We start from the raw sequence: 17,477 nt of genomic DNA on the forward strand, positions 1-17,477 counted from the left end.
GCCAGATAAAAAACCTAGTCATTTTAGTGACTAGGAATATTTTGTCATCAAGCATTGTCAATCAAAGATATTTTTTGGGCTTTATTTTGTCGCTGTAACCTTTTCGCGATCTTTTTTCATCGTTTTAGAACGTAACTGGCCACAGGCTGCATCAATATCTGTTCCGTGCTCTTGACGCACCACACAGTTAACTCCATTTTTCTTTAGCACATCATAAAACGCTAGAACTCGCTCTTTAGGACTTCTACTATACTGATCATGTTCTGAAACAGGATTATACGGAATCAAGTTAACATAAGATAACTTACGAATAGTTTTAGTTAAGTCTGCTAATTCTTGAGCTTGCTTAATGCTATCGTTAACTTCATTTAGCATAATGTATTCAAAAGTGACACGACGATTCGTTTTTTCAATATAGTATTCTATAGCTGAAAAGAGCTTTTCAAGCGGAAAAGAGCGATTTACTCGCATAATACTTGAACGTAAATCATTATTTGGTGCATGCAACGAGACTGCTAAGTTAACCTGTACTCCCTCGTTTGCAAAATCCCGAATCTTGTGAGCTAACCCTGAGGTAGAGACTGTAATATGACGGGCACCAATTGCTAAGCCATTATCATCGTTGATGACGCGAAGAAAGCACATGACATTTTTGTAATTATCAAAAGGTTCACCAATGCCCATTACGACAACATGGCTAACCCGCTCACCTTGCTTTCTATCGTCAAAATATTTTTGGACTAACATGATTTGAGCTGTAATTTCCCCACTGTTTAGATCACGTTGCTTTTTGATCAATCCACTAGCACAAAAAGTACAGCCAATGTTACAGCCAACTTGAGTCGTCACACAAACAGAATGACCATAATGTTGACGCATTAAAACTGTTTCAATTAACATACCATCGGGCAGTTCAAATAAATATTTTACTGTACCATCAGCTGACTCTTGTACAACTCGCTGTTTTAAAGGATTGACACAGAAACTATCATTTAAAATAGAAACAAAATCTTTAGAAATATTCGTCATCTCCTCAAAAGATTGAACTCTTTTTTTATAGAGCCAATCCCAAATTTGAGTAGCTCTAAACTGTTTTTGGCCGCGTTCAACTGCCCACGCGATCAGTTCATCGCGTGTTAAGCTATAAATCGATGGTTTCATGGATTATTTATCTTTCTTTCTGATGATAAAATGACTAATTTTGGTATTAAGTTGACTAGTCTGATTACGTTTTGACTTTTCTTTATGCTTAGTATTACTTCGACGTTTTTGACTGGTAAACGCTTGGTTTTCAGGTTGCTTTTCTTTTGATGCCCGCTTCGATTTGCTCTTAGGTGTTGCGGGCTGCTGATTTGAATAGTTTGGCTTGCGACGATTTGATTTTGATTTAGGTGATTTCTTTCGTCTTGGTTGGCGCTCCTCTTCAAATTTAATATCTTGTGGATGAAGATTTTCTAAAACAAAATAAGCACAACCAAAATTGCAAAATTCTTTAATATAATCTTCTAAACGTGAGATGCGATTCGTTTTCTTGATATCGTCACTATCCTTATAAAACCCTTTAAGACGAAGCTGTTCATTTCCCCAATCGCCAACAATATAGTCATACTTTAGGAGAACTTCTGTATAACGTTGACCAAAGCTAGTCGTATCAAAAGCGTTCTTAACATCTTCTAAGAGTAACAAATCAATGCCTTCAGCCTTAACTTGCTCTTCAAAATGAATAAATTTGGGACCTGGAAATTTATTATAGTTGTACATTTCTGGCGAAATTTCTTTTTTCATTTGACACCTTTCTGAAAAATCCATTAGTTGTAACTAAATCGGTTAATTGTCCAGTGATAACTGATTCGTCATCTTTTTTATATCTGTCTATATCGCCTTTATAGTCTTAGATAATTATGGACACTTGTTATCTTTTTTGCAGTGTTATCTGTAACTCAACCATTATACACTATTTTTTGACTTTTGTAAGTAAATGAGAGACTTGCTATCTCATTACTCACTAGCTATAAAATCACGACAATTACTATATTTAGGCTTTATTGCATCATCATCGTGTAACATTCCTCTATGTTATCAAAAAGACATTAAGCTTAAGGTTAAGAGTTGCATAAGAATGCATTTTGACTGATAGCGATGAAAGTAATGACAGATAACTTCTTTTAAAGTAGAAGGTAAATCCCAATAAATCTTCATCATACCTGCTAAAATCTGGACTAATATTATTACTTATCTTTTCCTTATTGTTTCTCGCTCAACGTAGTGAACAGGCAATTTAATCCGATTTGCTTTCACAGTTAATTGACTAGCAATAGTATAAACTAATTCGGCGGCATAACGGCCCATCAAATAAGAGGATTGATGAATAGTCGATAAAGAAGGATAAATAAATTGACTCATTAAAATGTCATCATAACCTATTATTTGAACATCTTGAGGAATCTTTTTACCTTGAGAATGCAGTTCATGAATATAAGCAATAGCATGGATATCAGAAGGTGCTATAATACTGTCTATTGTTGGGTAACACTTGAGGTTGTAACTAGCTTCTAGCTGAATACTTTCAAAATCAAAATTCTGACTATCACACACATACATAGTCACGTCTTGTTTTTGAAGGTAAGAAAAACTAGCTTCAAACCGCTCATTAATGTTTTCAGCATTATCCAGCGGACCTCTTATTAACAAAACTTCTTTTGCCCCTGCTTGCCAGACAGTCTGAGCCGCCAATAAGCCCCCTGCCCTATTATCTGAAAAGACACCGTACTGGGTCTCTTGGTCAACACGATCTACCACTACAACTGGAATAGCAAGAGTAGGATACCGCTTTGTAAAGTCATGGGTAGTAATAATGCCAGCAGCATTGCTTTGAAGAAGGACATGGACGTATTCTTCTTCAAGAGCTTCGCTGTCTGAAATATTTCCTAGCATAACCCGATACCCCTTTTCTTTTAAATATTCTTCTGCTCCTCTTGCTAACCTCGGAAAAAAAGGATTGGAAATGTCTGGTAATAATAAACCGACTAGTTGATTTTTTTTCGTCTTCAATGACTGCGCCAAGACATTTGGAGTGTAATGTAATTTTGCTATCGCTGCTTTGATTTTATGCCTTGCATCATCAGATACATATCCTTTTTGAGAAATATACCTGGAGACTGTTGATCTAGAAACACCTGCTTCTTCAGCAACTTGTTTAATGGTTACCATAGCCTTACCTCCTTGTAAAATAAGTTTATGGGGATTTTTCAATCTCAAGTTTTTAATTTAGTTGTTATAACGTTAACTTGTCTATTGCAAGGCTTTCCAGAATAATAGAGTCATGGAATGGACTCATGATTATCTGCGCAAGTTCTTGGATGAGCTAGTGAAAAAAATCAATTTTCACTAGGTGTTTTTAGTATGCTCTATTTCCAGATAATCGACTAAAGTTTACTCAATTCTCTATTGCCTTTTTACCACTAGACTTTTATAACATCTTTTTTACGCTGTCAAGTTAGATATGTTTTATGTAAAAAATGATTGAACCCAAAAGACTGGTCAAGGATCTGTCTATCTGGTTCAACCGTTTTTTATGAGTTAATAGCGTGAATATAATTGAATATAATACATTCATAGTTATTTTATTTGCGAAGATAAACCAGTGCCTCTTGAACAGTCGTAACAGGAACAATCTTCATTTTGGTCTTTAGTCGTTTGGCTGCCCGTTTGGCTTCTTCGTAATTACTTATAGCATTTGGATTAACTTTTTTAATTTCCTTATCAACAGGATTATTCGGAACAAAAAATATATCTGCACCAGCTTCAGCTGCTGCAACTACTTTAAGACCTGCACCACCAATATCTCCTACTTCGCCATCCTTGCCAATAGTTCCTGTACCTGCAATTGTACGGCCCTTGCGTAAATCTTCTTTAGTTATTTGATCATATATATCAAGAGTAAACATTAGACCAGCACTAGGTCCTCCTACTCCTTTAGTACTAAAGATCACTGTGTCTTCTGAATTGACACTTGTATGATCAGTCAAGGCAATGCCAATCCCATTTTTCCCATTTTTCAGTTTGATAATACGGCCAACTCCTTTTTTAGGCTTATTATCACTCGTAAACTGAACCGTAACTTCATCCCCTAGTTTTAGGTGAGAAACATAGTCAATAAGTTCTGCTGAACTAGTAAACTGTTTACCATTTACACCTGTTACAGTATCTGCTAAGTGTAGCGTTCCTTTAAAAGTAGATTCGTTGTTTACGTCTAAAACATATACGCCTTTATAATCTAATGTAACTGGTTTTCCAGCTAAGGATAAAGCTTGATAAATAGCTGCATTTTGTGATGTTTCCATGTAAAATTGATTAATTCGAAGGAAATCAGCATCGCTGTATCCGCCTGTTGTATCTTCTGCTGTACTAATTTCAGTAAACGGTGTCAGCCAAGCATATAATAGCTGAGCGAGGCTGGCACGACTAATGCCCACTGCAACAAACTGGTAAGCTCCTTTTCGTTTGTCTTCTTTGCCATTGACTTGTAAGACAGTCCGAATATCGTAAGCGCCTCCAGGCATTTCAATATAATAAGGTAGCGGAAAAAATAACGCTAGCAACAAAGAGATTAAAGCTAGCAGACCCACTAACCACCATTTGATTTTTTTAAGTCTTTTCATTCATTTTCTCCACTTGAGCAATAACCGACTGAGGAACCAAACCTTCTAAGGAAGACTGAAAATGAATTAGCTCTCTCACACGACTAGAGCTAAGGGCCTGCCATTTATTTCTTGATATCAAATAGACGGTTTCAATATTTGGAGCTAAAAGGTGATTAAAATATTCCAAATTTTCTTCATACTCAAAGTCAGTTGCATTTCGCAAGCCTCTAATCAAGTGAGTTACTCGTAATTCTTTAGCTACATCAATAGCTAAACGTTCGTGCGAAGTTACTACAATTACATTTGTAAAATCAGCCAGAGCTTGAGTAAGCATTGCTTTACGAACTTCTAGTTTAAAATAGCTTTTTTTGGTAGGATTATCAAAAATCCCAACATATATTTGATCAAATAGGCCACTTGCCCGTTTAACAATATCGAGATGACCGTTTGTAACAGGATCAAATGACCCTGTATAAAGTCCTATTTTAGTTAACATAAACTGTTACCTTACTAATTCCATAAATTTTTTCTTTCCAAATACCTAACGTTGCAATCTCTTTTGGCAACAAGACTGTTTTATCTGTCTCACAGACAACCATAACCTGTTCACTCAATAAGTTTTTAGCTGCTAAAGCTTCAATAGTTGCCACAATTGTTTCTTTGGCATAAGGAGGGTCTAAAAAGACTAAGTCAAATCGACCAGTCAAGCAATCAATAGCTCGCTCAGCTTCCATTTTTAACAAGGTAAACCGATTCTCAGCTTTAGTCATTATAATATTGTCTTGAATAATAGCTTGCGCTTTACGATTCTTCTCAACCAAAACTGCAGCAGACATCCCACGAGAAACAGCCTCAATGGCTAATCCACCTGAACCTGCAAACAAATCTAAAACACGACCACCATTAAAGTAAGGTCCTATCATATTAAAAATCGCACCTCTAACTTTGTCTGAAGTAGGGCGTGTTATCTTTCCATCGAGCGTCTTTAAAGGACGCCCACCAAATTCACCTGATACAACTCTCATAACATTTATTATAGCAAATTTCTAGCTCTAAACCTTAAAAATGATTTCTTTTTTCAATATTTCTGATCATTTATTTAAAGTCTCTTATACAAGTGGAAAACTTAGCAAAATGATGTGATTACTTATAAAATATTATCGTAGCTATCACGAACTTCTTGGGGCCAAACGGAGGTCTGAACTTCTCCAATATGTTGTTTACGCAACAAAAACATGACCATACGTGATTGACCGATTCCTCCACCAATCGTTAGAGGGAAAAGTCCATTCAACAAAGATTTGTGCCAATCAAAGCCTAAGCGGTCTTGGTCACCAGTCATTTCCACCTGACGTTTTAGGGCCTCTTCATCCACACGGATCCCCATTGAGGATAATTCAAAGGCTGAACCAAGTTGGTCATTCCAAACCAAAATATCACCATTAAGCCCATGATAGCCATTTTCAGTTTCTGTTGTCCAGTCATCATAGTCAGGAGCGCGGCCATCGTGTGGTTTACCGTCAGGTAAAACCCCGCCAATACCAATTAAAAAGACTGCTCCAAATTCTTTAGTAATGGCATTTTCACGTTCTTTGGGCGTCAAATCAGGGTATTTAGCTACCAATTCTTCGGTATGAATGAAGGTTATTTTCTTAGGTAAAACAGCCTCAATATCATAACGAGCTTCTACAGCTAATTCAGTTAACCGAATGACCTTGTAAATGGTTTCAACGGTTTCTTTGAGGTAAGCGAGATTACGTTTGCCATCAGGGATGACTTTTTCCCAGTCCCATTGGTCAACATAGACAGAATGGGTTTGGTCAAGTGAATCCTCATCAGGTCGGAGAGCCTTCATATTAACAACAAGGCCTTCACCTTCATTAAACCCAAAACGGGCTAAGGTGTGACGTTTCCATTTTGCTAATGAATGCACAACTTCAAAGGTTGCATTAGGAATTTTCAAGACATTGACAGATACTGGATTTTCAGTACCGGACAAATTATCTTGCATACCGTCCCCGACCCGACTTAAAATGGGTCCTTGCACTTCAACAACATCTAACTTAGCAATCAAATACTGAGTGAACGTATTCTTAACAAAGGAAATCTCCTCTTGTTGATGAATAAAACTTTTCTTCATAGTTCTTCCTTCTTTTTTGGTAATCTTTTTGGGACTAATGAGCTCAACGACTTAGCAGTTCTCTTTATACGTTGTCCACTTTTGTTTATTCTAATATTTTGAAAAATAAAAAATAGTATGGTTATTATACACCTATCAAAGCTAAAAGAAAAGGCTAATTCTCAATAAAATTAGCCTTTTCTAATACTATTATTGTTTTTTATTATGGCACACTCTTTTCCTTTAAAAACAGTATCAACTCTTTATGTCAGTCGTACTCTTCAGAAAATACCATTAAATGAGTCTTTTAAACAGAACTAAAAATCCTCTTGATTACCCTGCGATAATTTGTGTTCCAGCGTTTGCTGATAGTACATTGTCAATATTTTCGAGCGATGTGATAATGGCTTTAGCATTTGGTTTGTTTTCAACAAAAGCAATGGCAGCTTCCACTTTTGGTAACATACTACCTGGTGCAAATTGGTCTTGTGTGATGTATTCTTTCATTTGAGAGACAGTCACTTCTTCCAATTTGGCTTGGTCAGGTTTGTTGAAGTTGACGTAAACATTATCAACTCCTGTCAAAACGATAAAGAGGTCTGCGTCCACCAATTCTGAAAGGGTTTGACTAGCAAAGTCCTTGTCAATAACAGCTTCCACACCAGTCAGGGTCTTGCTAGTAGCATCTTCCACAACGGGCACACCGCCACCACCAGCACTAACCACAACAACGCCAGAATCAACGAGACTTCTGATGACATTGGCTTCTTTAATACCAACTGGTTTTGGTGATGGCACAACCTTACGCCAGCCACGACCTGCATCTTCTTTGAAACTTGCACCAGACTCCGCCATTTGTTTTTTGGCATCTTCTTCGGTAAGAAATGGACCAATTGGTTTTGTTGGGTTTTCAAAAGCTGGGTCTTTGGCATCCACGATCACTTGAGTGACAACAGCTGCCACTTCTTTTTGAATACCTTGGGCTTGCAATTCATTATCGAGGGCATTAACTAACCAAAAACCGATGCTACCTTCTGTCATGGCAACACAAGTATCCAAAGGCATAGCCGGATTCTTTTCAGAATCTGCTGCTGCTTGTTGTAACAAGAGATTACCAACTTGTGGGCCATTGCCGTGGGTCACGATGACTTCATGACCTTCTTTAATTAATTTAACCAGTGATTTTGATGTGGAAATCAAGGCTTCTTGTTGTGCTTTTGCTGACGCATCTGTTGAAAGAATAGCATTTCCTCCAAGTGCGACTACGATTTTTTGTTTCGTCATAATTACTCCTCATATCTTGTTATCGCGTTAGTCGGTAAATAGCTTCCGCATAAATATCCATAGCGCGGTAAGCATCCGCTAAAACAATATGTTCATTTTCTTGGTGTTCCGTTTGAACAGCATCAGGGAAAAGGGCACCAAAGGCAACACAATTCTTCATTGTTCTAGCAAAGGTTGCCCCTCCTGATGATTGGGCAGGGCTTTGATCACCTGTTTTTTTCCGATAGACAGATAACAAGGTTGTTACCAATTCACTGTCTAATGGCACATATAATGGGGCCAAATAATCAAATTCTTCATAGGTTAGGCCGTATTCTTGTGCTTTTTGGCTTAATTGTTGGACTAATTTTTCCTTATCTGCCAAAACTGGAATCCGAATATCTAGGCGAATTTCTGCCTTGTCTTTGGTTAAGGTAAGCCCTGCGGCATTAAAGCTTAATTTGCCTGAAGGTTCATCTTCGATTCTGCCAAAAATATTAAGTGCTCTGCCATCTTCATCAATGACATTAGCAAGAAAATCAAGGGTTTTGTTAGGTTCAAGGACCACTAAAGCCTTGGCAAGCCTAATCATAGCGTTGATGCCATCGGGAGCATCTTTAGCATGTTGGGCGAGACCATAAACCGTTAATTCTCCCTCTTTGACGACGTACTCAAAGCCAAGCTTATCTAGTTCTTTTTGTAAAGCCTCAAGCTTATCACCTTGATAAGAGGCTCTTGCAGGAACAACATTGTAGGCTTGTCCGATTTCAAGTGACAGTTTATCAGAACCTTTCCCCACTAATTTTGCCTGAAGTAGGCCTTTTTCGGCATAGGTTAAAGGGAAACTTGAATCAGGAGCAAACCCAAAGGTAGCCTGTTCTTCTACATCATTGTAGCGATTCATACACCGCCACAAAGTTTCTTCATCTGTTCCGAAAATAAAACGAATGCGTTTATTAAAGGTAACGCCTGCATCTATCAAGGCTTTGGTGGCAAATAGCGCCATCATAGTAGGCCCTTTATCGTCTTGAGTGCCTCGACCAAATAAACAGCCGTCTGCCTCAACACAGTCAAAAGGATCTGTCTTCCATAACTGACGATCTCCTTCTGGAACAACGTCCAAATGGCAAAGAATAGCCAAGACCTCTTTTTGGTCACCTAACTCAGCATAGCCATAGTAACCTTCAGGATCAATATAAGTATGAAAACCAAGACCTTGACATAAGTCTAAGGTTGCTTCGAGAACATCTTGAATGGCCTGTCCAAAAGGTGTGCCATTTTCTCCTTCATGACAAACAGAAGGGTAAGAAACGATCTGTTTAATGGCAGCTACACAGGCCTCTTGATGTTTAGGTGTGATATAGGATTCCATAGGAACCTCCTATCTGTTAAAAGAATGTTGCAACTACAAGTAATAGCACGCTTACAAGCATCACCATTACAATAAATTTACCAATGAATTTCCACCAAGTACCAAGGTCAACGCGACCAAGCGCAAGTGCTCCCATAACGATTGCTGAAGTTGGAGAAATCATGTTTAAGATTCCAGAAGCTGACTGGAAGGCTGTAATAACAAGGTGAGCAGGGACATTTGAGAATTGTCCAAGCGGTGCCATAATTCCCATTGTAGCCCCAGCAAGTCCTGATGTTGATGGAATCAAGAAGGACATTGGGAGGTAGAAAATATAAGCTAATATCACAAAAACTTGAGAAGATAAACCAGAAAGACTTGTTTCACCTAAGTGTAAGATAGTGGCTGTAATCATACCACCATTCATGATAACTTGAATACCGCGTGCAATAGCACAGATCATGGCAACACCTAAAAATTCACCTGCACCAGTCAAAAAAGAGCTAAAAAAGTCTTCTTCACTCATACGATAAACAATAGCAACTAAGACACCCATCATGATAAAGAGCATGGTGATTTCTGGGAAATACCAAGTACCAAATGCTCCCATGGTTTTCCCAATAACTCCCCCTAAGATAGGCATTGTGGTTAACCAAGTATTGATATTAGTAAAGAATTTGATGCCAAAATCTTCCCACGGAATCAAACTAAGAATCATAATGACAAAGGTCAAAGTAAAAATGGTCAAAACGTTTCGTTGGCGCTTGTTTAAGTCTTCTCCAGAATTTTGCAACTGGAAGAGTTCCTTATGCTCTTCTTCCTTGTCTGCAACCAATGATTTACTTGGGTCTTCTTCAATCTTACTAGCGTAATTGTAAACAAACCAAATAGACATGCCGACAAGAATAACCCATTGGATAACACGCCAAATCATTCCATCTGCAATGCTGACACCAGCAGCATCAGCTGCTACACCAGTTGCAAATGGGTTAATAGTGGAGGCTAGACACCCAATTTGAGAACCAATCAAAATAATGGCTACAGCAACAATACTGTCAAAACCAACCGCAATCATAACAGGAATTAAAAGTGGGTAAAAGGCCATGGTTTCTTCCCCCATACCATAGGTCGTTCCACCTAGAGCAAACAAAGGGATTAAAATAGCAATCAGCATTTTTTCTCTACCTTTGTTTTTACGAACCACTGACGCAATCCCTGTGTCAAGAGCACCTGTTTTGTTGACAACTCCTAAAAAGCCCCCAACCATTAAGATAAAGAAAGACACTTGAATAGCACCATCAGTGCCTTCAACACCTAACATGCCTCGAACGGGAGCCATCAAGATGTCAAAAAATCCTTGAGGATTGGATGCTACTGTTTTGTAGGTTCCTGAAATAACACCACCGCCCTTAGCGGTTTCGTAGGCGCCAGCTGGAATAAACCAAGTTAACACTGCCATGATGGCTATAATGATAAAAAGAACGGTGTAAGAAGAAGGAATTCTAAAACCCCGTTTTTTTTCTTCTGTCATAATGATTACCTCTTACCTTTTCATAAAAATAAGCCGTTCTAGTTCCGGTCAAGGACGCGAAAACCAGAACGACTTGTCATGTAGTTAAAGTACGTTTTTAAGTAGTTAAATTGTTAAATTAAAGGGGTCACATTGATATGTGAAATGAGTTAAGGAGTACCAGTCCTTATTACACTTTTGGAATAAAGAGGTTACCAAGGGTTGCTGCCATAACCGCTTTGATAGTGTGCATGCGGTTTTCAGCTTGGTCAAAATGACGAGCGTATTTGCTGCGGAAGACTTCATCAGTGACTTCCATTTCTTTCACGCCGAATTTTTCAGCAACGTCTTTACCATAAACGGTATTTGTGTCATGGAAAGCTGGCAAGCAGTGCAAGAAGATAAGCTTGTCATTTCCTGCTTTTTGAACAAGGTCCATGTTGACTTGATATGGTTGAAGCAATTCAACACGTTCTTTGAATTTGTCTTCTTCACCCATTGATACCCAAACATCTGTGTAAAGCACGTCTGCGCCTTTAACAGCTTCGTCAGCATCTTCTGTGATAAGGATACGAGCGCCACTTTCTTTAGCATAGCCTTCAGCCAATGTCACAATCTCTTCTTCTGGGAAAAGTTCTTTTGGTGAGAAGATATGAACATTAACACCAAGGATAGCACCAGTCACAAGAAGGGAATTGGCAACGTTATTACGCCCGTCACCACAGTAAACAAGGGTAAGGCCTTCAAGTTTGCCAAAGTTTTCTTTCACTGTTAAATAGTCAGCAAGCATTTGGGTTGGGTGCCATTCATCAGTCAAACCATTCCAAACTGGCACACCTGAGAATTCTGCCAATTCTTCAACCATGCGTTGGCTAAAGCCACGGAATTCAATCCCATCAAACATACGACCCAATACTTTAGCAGTGTCTTCTGTTGATTCTTTTTTACCAAGTTGGATGTCATTGGCACCGAGGTATTCTGGGTGAGCACCTAGGTCAATGGCTGCTGTTGTAAAAGCTGCACGCGTACGAGTTGATGTTTTTTCAAACAAGAGGGCAATGTTTTTACCTTCTAAGTAGTGATGAGGCACACCACGTTTTTTCAAATCTTTCAAATGTGCTGAAAAATCAATAAGGTATTCTAATTCAGCGCGTGTAAAATCTTTTTCTGCTAGGAAGCTACGTCCTTGAAATACTTGTGTCATCTATTGTCTCCTTCGAGTGTTAACTGTAATCTGTTTTGATTAATTATTTTTTGTGAGATAGAGATAGCAGCCTAATAGACCACCAACAATCGCAATTAGCATTGCTATGTCCATATTCTTCTCCCATTTAAGAATGGTTTTTGCAAGGGACTGACAATACTCACCATCTTCTAAACACTTGGGACCATAGGACTGATAACCTAGGTTTTCATAAAAGGTTTGTGCTGTCAGTTCACTGTGAATGGTTAGTTGGTAAAAGCCTTCTCGTCTGGTATAAGTTTCGAGCGCTTCAGTGACTTTGGCACCATAACCGCAACCACAATAATCTGCTAAGGTTACAATGCGTGTCAATCGTGCTTCTATTTTCGTTTCAGCTAAAAATTGTCCTGTTGAAACGGGCTGGTCATTGTCATAAACGACTGCATAAACCGTTCTTGTTTCGTCATTGGCATCAAATTTATCTGCCATGACAAAATTTCATTGAAGGACAAAGACACAGAAGCGAAGATAAACACTAGCTGCCCTTTAAAAAGGCTTCTGACCTATAACCACCTTTACCATAGCTTATTAAATATCTTCACGTTCAAATGGCATTGACATACAACGAGGTCCACCACGACCGCGAACCAATTCACTTCCGTGAATCTTGATCAACTTCAAGCCTTTAGATTCAAGAATGGCATTGGTAATGGTGTTACGGTTATAAACCACAACCACACCTGGTGCGATGGTCAAGGTATTAGAACCATCGTTCCATTGTTCACGACCTGCTGCTACTAAGTTGTCACCACCACAACGGATAAGGTCAACTTTTTCAACACCAAGGTTAGCAGCAAGAAGTTCTGCTAAATCACCTTTTTCTTCAACGATATGAAGTTCTTCATTGTCGTAAGTGACAGAGTAAACACGAAGGTCGCCTTCAATTTCTGGGTGAATGGTGAATTTGTCATAGTCAACCATGGTAAAGACAGTGTCTAAGTGCATAAATTTACGGTTATTTGCAAATTCAAAGGCCAATACTTTCTTGAAGCCAAGGTTTTGTTTAAAGATGTTAACCAACAATTTTTCAATAGAAGCAGCATCTGTACGTTGAGAAATACCAACCGCAAGCACATCTTTTGAAAGAACAAGTTCGTCCCCACCTTCAATGCGAGTGGTTTCATTACGGTCATAAACCATAGGCACTTTGCCACCACCATAAATTGGGTGATGAGTGAAAATGTATTTACCATAAAGGGTTTCACGGTTACGGGTTTCTGAGAACATGTGGTTAAGAGAAACACCTGTACCGATAGTTGCGAATGGGTCCCGTGTGAAATAAAGGTTTGGCATTGGGTCGATGGCAAATGGGTAATTGGATTCAACCAAGTCAGTCAAGCCTTTTTCAGATGCTGGGATCTCTGGAAGTTCAGATTTTTGAACTCCTGCCATGGTTTTTTCAATCAATTCTTGATTGTCTTCGATAGCCATCAACAATTCACGAATGGCTTTTTTAGTAGCTCTTCCACGGATATTAGCTTCACTTAGGTATTCATCGATGAAAGCTTCGCGAATTTCTGGAGTGACAAGAGATTCTGCAGCTAAGGTCTCAAGGTACAAGACTTCAATACCTTCGTCACGCAAAGCTTGGGCAAAAGCATCATGTTCTTTTTGGGCATCCTCTAAGAATGGAATATCATCAAACAACAAGCGTTCCAAGTAGTCTGGCATAAGATTTTCAATTTCTTTACCGGGTCTGTGGAGCAACACTTTTTTTAATTTTCCAATTTCAGAATAAACATGAATTGGTGTTTGAGCAGTCATAAGAATTACCTCTTTCTAATTGGTTTTTGTGAATTCACCGTCAAGATTCTTAACTCTTGCTTATATTCCTAGTGTACTCCTTAAAAAAGATAAAAATAGGGTATTTCTCACAGCTATTTTGAGTAATCGCTTACATTTTTTGAGCGTTGTTTTTATTTTTATAGATTTGTATTCGTTTACTTGTATGTTTTTTACATCTTAGTGTAAAAATTTATACTTATAAATTAAAATAAGTCAGAAAAACTTTTAAAATAAAGTGTTCTGACCTTTAATTCACTTTGTGTATTGTAAAAAATAGTCTTTATCTAGATAAGTCAAATACTTACCTTTTATGGTAATCAATTCTTGCTTCTTCAAATCTCTAAGCACATGGCTAACTGTTTCTCTTGTCGTCCCACTTATTTGAGCAATATCTGTTGTTGTTAATTGAAAAGGTAAGGTATCACTGTCTTTACCCATTTCAACCAGCAAAATCGCCAGAGATTGAATCACACGAGAACTAGCACTTGATGTAATCAAGTTTCGGACCCTCAACTCATGTAACTCGAGCAGCTTAGACATCTTACTATATAAGTGTTTCATTTGTAGACGATTTTCAAGCGAATAATCTTCAAATAAATCGACTGGAAAGTAAAAATAAGTCACGTCTGTCATGGCTACCACTGAAAAATGGTAATAATCATCTGTAAAGAGGCCACCGTAAGGAAAAATGGTGCCGTGTCTGATGAAATCCGTATACATGAAGGTTCCTGATTGATCGGACTGCTCCACCTTGAAATAACCAGAGGTCACTAGAAAAAGCTTATCTCTTTTATCTCCCTCAAAAAAAAGGATATGGTCCTTTTTAGCTTTTCGGAATTCCATCTGCCCTACAATTTTGTCAAATTGTTCAATAGAAAAGTAGCGAAAATCGTTTAGTTTTCTAAGGTATTGATAATCTTCTCTTCGAATCACACAAATCTCCTTTTTCTAAACATCATCTTTATTTTACCATAAAAAAGCCATTTTGTAAGCGGTTCATCAAAAACTTTACACCTTCTCCTCTTTTTGCTATACTCGGATTGTTATCAATTACGTTAAAGGAAGATTATAACAATGAATAAGAAAGAGACGCGTCACCAACTCATACGTTCCCTCATCTCTGAGACAACTATACATACACAGCAAGAATTACAAGAACGGTTGCAAAAAAATGGCATCACGATCACTCAGGCTACCCTATCACGTGACATGAAGGAATTGAACCTGGTCAAAGTAACTTCTGGAAACGACACACACTATGAAGCGTTAGCCATTTCACAAACCCGCTGGGAACATCGTCTTCGTTTTTACATGGAAGACGCTTTGGTCATGTTAAAGATAGTTCAACATCAAATTATTTTAAAAACGTTACCTGGACTAGCCCAATCCTTTGGCTCCATTTTAGATGCCATGCAAATTCCAGAAATTGTAGCAACGGTCTGTGGTGATGATACTTGCTTGATTGTCTGTGAAGACAATGAGCAAGCTAAGGCCTGTTACGAAACCCTTAGTCATTACACGCCACCATTCTTCTTTAGTAACAAATAAGGCTTAACAGAAAACCTCTATGTGATATACGACCTCATCCTCACCTTTTGCTAGGACAGCAGTAAAATCTCATCAAAAAGCGAGTAAACGAAAACCTAAATGACAGGACATTCGTTTACTCGCTTTTTGTTAACCTTCTATTTTTACACAGCTCATCCTACTAATCTAGTTTTCTGTAAAAAGTGGCACGTGTGGATTGTCTTTATCCAACACATGCACAGAAGTGATTGCATGAAGGTACATTTTTGCGCTGCCTTCAATGAATTTCAGAGCTTCTTGCAATCTATTTTGACCTTCTTGATCAAGAGCTTCGATAATCAGAAATGCATTTTTGGTGTGTTCTGTCACCATGGTGCGTTCGCCATCTCGCCAGTTAAGGCAACGACAAACCGCTCCAATATCATCTTTATAACAGAGTTCATTTGGCAAGGTTGGGTTGTTGTCAGCATCCCCAATCAAGTAAAAGTCGTCACCACCATCTGTTATCGTCAGACGCAAATCTCCGATAAAACTGTCACTATCTTCGGCTCCAGCAGGTAAACCAAAACGTAGACTAGCCGCATTATAAATATCCACTAGTGGGTTAATAGACGGAATGCTTTGACCATTTGACACCCGCTTGAGAAGGGCTTCAATGCTAGAGCGAGCTCCTTTTTTGGTTTTAAAGTGTTGATAGGCCTTGCGGTAGACTTGAACCACCTGATTATCACTAAAATTGTCTGCTGTTAAATAAGCTTTTGCTAACTCATGGCTGTCTGCTAAGAGCTGTTTGACATCTTCTGGTGACTCTGCTTGGTTCTGAACATCCTTTAATAAGACGACACCTAGTTTGGCACCTGGAAAAAGTTCCCAAAAACTTTGATCTGCTACAAATTCAACCATCTCTTATTCTCCTTTAGTTGTTCTCTTTAAAATACTCTTTTTCCTTTAAAAATGCAATTAATTGAGGGCTTAATCGTCTTGGCCCTCTCACTGCAGCTACGCCATGTTTTTTCATAAGGTCAAAAGACAAGAGACCATCCTTGTACTGTTGGCATTTTCGGAGACGCATGAGTTTGTCAATGTTAGGATTTTTACGATAACCCTCGTTAGGTATATCAGTTTCTAGAACTTGGCAGACATAGCGAATGGATTTGACTGGGGCTGTTATATAAATCAGCACGTAGTCTCCCACGGCAATACCAGCTTTTTGGGTCCATAAAATCACATCATTGGCTGCAAATTCTGCATCAATGTCATAGTATTTCAAATTAGCTGGAATAACCCAATAATCAGGACCATTAGGATTAGAAAGACCGTTTGGGTTGACTAGTTGACGACTTTGAGTCACTAACGTCCAAAGCTTATCATCTGTTACCTTATCATCCAAAATAATACTAATCCAGTTTTTCTTTGACATGTGATACGCTGGGTAAATGCCTTCTTGCTGCAGTAACTGAGGGAAAGCCTTGGGATTAACTTTGACAGTCATCACTTCACATGTCTGTCCTACTAATCTCTCTGGTATCTGGTCTAATTTATCAGCCAAGAGAGAAAAAATCATAGCATACCATTTGCCCCCTACCCGATAGGTTGCAAGGTCTGGGTGCTTTTCAAAAGGATAGTCCATTGGGTCAGACCATTCTTTGGTGATATGCTTAGCAAGTCTATTAGCTTGCATTGACTGAAAAGGAGTGGCTTCAAAACAGGCTACTGATAAGCGCTCCAAAAGTTCCAAATAGGCCGCTCTAACCTGCCCAGTATAGGTTCCTTGCCAGGCTGCTTGTTGTAAAGGCAAATAATCCTCCTCCAAGTCACAATCAATAACCCGATCCCAGATATTGCCAGCCTCATCAATCCTAAGCTGCGCCTCAAATTCCCCTTCCATAAACCGTTCGTTATAGAAATAACCGTTGTCTCGCTTCTCAAAACCGTAAGCCATTAGCTTTTCAACTATGGGGGTCTGTCGGCTAAAATAGTCAGTTGCTAAACTCATGATATCCTTTCTAAGGTTCCTATCTCCAATACCCTAACTT

At 38.6% G+C, this 17,477-nt stretch carries 17 protein-coding genes; 1 reads left to right on the forward strand and 16 read right to left on the reverse strand.

The annotated features are described in order from the left end of the window. Positions 1 to 81: 81 nt before the first annotated feature. The 14 genes from rlmN to B6D67_RS07000 all read right to left on the reverse strand — a co-directional run bounded on the left by rlmN (position 82) and on the right by B6D67_RS07000 (position 14,847). On the reverse strand, positions 82 to 1,161 hold the full coding sequence (rlmN, locus tag B6D67_RS06935) for a dual-specificity RNA methyltransferase RlmN (RefSeq protein ID WP_002992788.1): 1,080 nt from the start codon (positions 1,159 to 1,161) through the stop codon (positions 82 to 84). 3 nt (positions 1,162 to 1,164) lie between these two features. Then, entirely contained in the window at positions 1,165 to 1,785 is a 621-nt protein-coding gene (locus B6D67_RS06940; protein WP_011285637.1) for a YutD family protein, read from the reverse strand. 447 nt (positions 1,786 to 2,232) lie between these two features. Beyond that, entirely contained in the window at positions 2,233 to 3,210 is a 978-nt protein-coding gene (locus B6D67_RS06945) for a LacI family DNA-binding transcriptional regulator (protein ID WP_002994809.1), read from the reverse strand. Positions 3,211 to 3,623: 413 nt separating this feature from the next. Next, the gene (locus B6D67_RS06950) at positions 3,624 to 4,661 is read right to left on the reverse strand and encodes a SepM family pheromone-processing serine protease (protein ID WP_010922499.1); all 1,038 of its coding nucleotides are present in this window, start codon (positions 4,659 to 4,661) and stop codon (positions 3,624 to 3,626) included. Then, positions 4,648 to 5,139, reverse strand: a complete 492-nt coding sequence (gene coaD, locus B6D67_RS06955; protein WP_002983821.1) for a pantetheine-phosphate adenylyltransferase — start codon at positions 5,137 to 5,139, stop codon at positions 4,648 to 4,650. The genes B6D67_RS06950 and coaD overlap by 14 nt, the downstream gene beginning before the upstream one ends. Then, positions 5,129 to 5,668, reverse strand: coding sequence for a 16S rRNA (guanine(966)-N(2))-methyltransferase RsmD (gene rsmD / locus B6D67_RS06960; protein WP_002983819.1), 540 nt, complete (start codon positions 5,666 to 5,668; stop codon positions 5,129 to 5,131). Before rsmD ends, coaD begins: the two co-directional genes overlap by 11 nt. A 122-nt stretch (positions 5,669 to 5,790) precedes the next feature. Continuing rightward, complete coding sequence (gene asnA, locus B6D67_RS06965) at positions 5,791 to 6,783, reverse strand: aspartate--ammonia ligase (protein WP_010922500.1); 993 nt, start codon at positions 6,781 to 6,783, stop codon at positions 5,791 to 5,793. Between the two features lie 312 nt (positions 6,784 to 7,095). Continuing rightward, positions 7,096 to 8,046 (reverse strand): carbamate kinase, encoded by a 951-nt coding sequence (arcC, locus tag B6D67_RS06970; protein WP_010922501.1) that lies wholly within the window; start codon positions 8,044 to 8,046, stop codon positions 7,096 to 7,098. A 19-nt stretch (positions 8,047 to 8,065) separates the two neighbouring features. Further along, positions 8,066 to 9,397 carry a dipeptidase gene (locus B6D67_RS06975; RefSeq protein ID WP_011285641.1) on the reverse strand — a complete coding sequence of 444 codons (1,332 nt, stop codon included), beginning with the start codon at positions 9,395 to 9,397 and terminating at the stop codon, positions 8,066 to 8,068. A 16-nt stretch (positions 9,398 to 9,413) separates the two neighbouring features. Next, on the reverse strand, positions 9,414 to 10,907 hold the full coding sequence (locus B6D67_RS06980) for a YfcC family protein (RefSeq protein ID WP_002983810.1): 1,494 nt from the start codon (positions 10,905 to 10,907) through the stop codon (positions 9,414 to 9,416). A 169-nt stretch (positions 10,908 to 11,076) separates the two neighbouring features. Beyond that, on the reverse strand, positions 11,077 to 12,090 hold the full coding sequence (gene argF / locus B6D67_RS06985) for an ornithine carbamoyltransferase (RefSeq protein ID WP_002983808.1): 1,014 nt from the start codon (positions 12,088 to 12,090) through the stop codon (positions 11,077 to 11,079). A 39-nt stretch (positions 12,091 to 12,129) separates the two neighbouring features. Then, positions 12,130 to 12,558: a GNAT family N-acetyltransferase gene (locus B6D67_RS06990; RefSeq protein ID WP_010922504.1), complete on the reverse strand. Its 429-nt coding sequence runs from the start codon at positions 12,556 to 12,558 to the stop codon at positions 12,130 to 12,132. Positions 12,559 to 12,657: 99 nt separating this feature from the next. Further along, positions 12,658 to 13,893, reverse strand: a complete 1,236-nt coding sequence (gene arcA / locus B6D67_RS06995) for an arginine deiminase (RefSeq protein ID WP_002983803.1) — start codon at positions 13,891 to 13,893, stop codon at positions 12,658 to 12,660. A 273-nt stretch (positions 13,894 to 14,166) separates the two neighbouring features. Continuing rightward, entirely contained in the window at positions 14,167 to 14,847 is a 681-nt protein-coding gene (locus tag B6D67_RS07000) for a Crp/Fnr family transcriptional regulator (RefSeq protein WP_002983795.1), read from the reverse strand. Positions 14,848 to 14,988: 141 nt separating this feature from the next. Here B6D67_RS07000 and B6D67_RS07005 point away from each other — a divergent pair, with 141 nt between their 5' ends. Next, positions 14,989 to 15,462: an arginine repressor gene (locus B6D67_RS07005; protein WP_002989056.1), complete on the forward strand. Its 474-nt coding sequence runs from the start codon at positions 14,989 to 14,991 to the stop codon at positions 15,460 to 15,462. A gap of 165 nt (positions 15,463 to 15,627) precedes the next feature. Here B6D67_RS07005 and B6D67_RS07010 read toward each other — a convergent pair whose 3' ends face one another. Together B6D67_RS07010 and B6D67_RS07015 are read right to left on the reverse strand one after the other, a co-directional pair. Further along, the gene (locus B6D67_RS07010) at positions 15,628 to 16,344 is read right to left on the reverse strand and encodes a B3/B4 domain-containing protein (RefSeq protein WP_011285642.1); all 717 of its coding nucleotides are present in this window, start codon (positions 16,342 to 16,344) and stop codon (positions 15,628 to 15,630) included. 13 nt (positions 16,345 to 16,357) lie between these two features. Next, positions 16,358 to 17,437 (reverse strand): MmcQ/YjbR family DNA-binding protein, encoded by a 1,080-nt coding sequence (locus tag B6D67_RS07015; RefSeq protein WP_010922506.1) that lies wholly within the window; start codon positions 17,435 to 17,437, stop codon positions 16,358 to 16,360. Positions 17,438 to 17,477: the final 40 nt, after the last annotated feature.

The organism is Streptococcus pyogenes (assembly GCF_002055535.1).
In the GTDB taxonomy this organism is placed as follows: Bacteria; Bacillota; Bacilli; order Lactobacillales; family Streptococcaceae; genus Streptococcus; species Streptococcus pyogenes.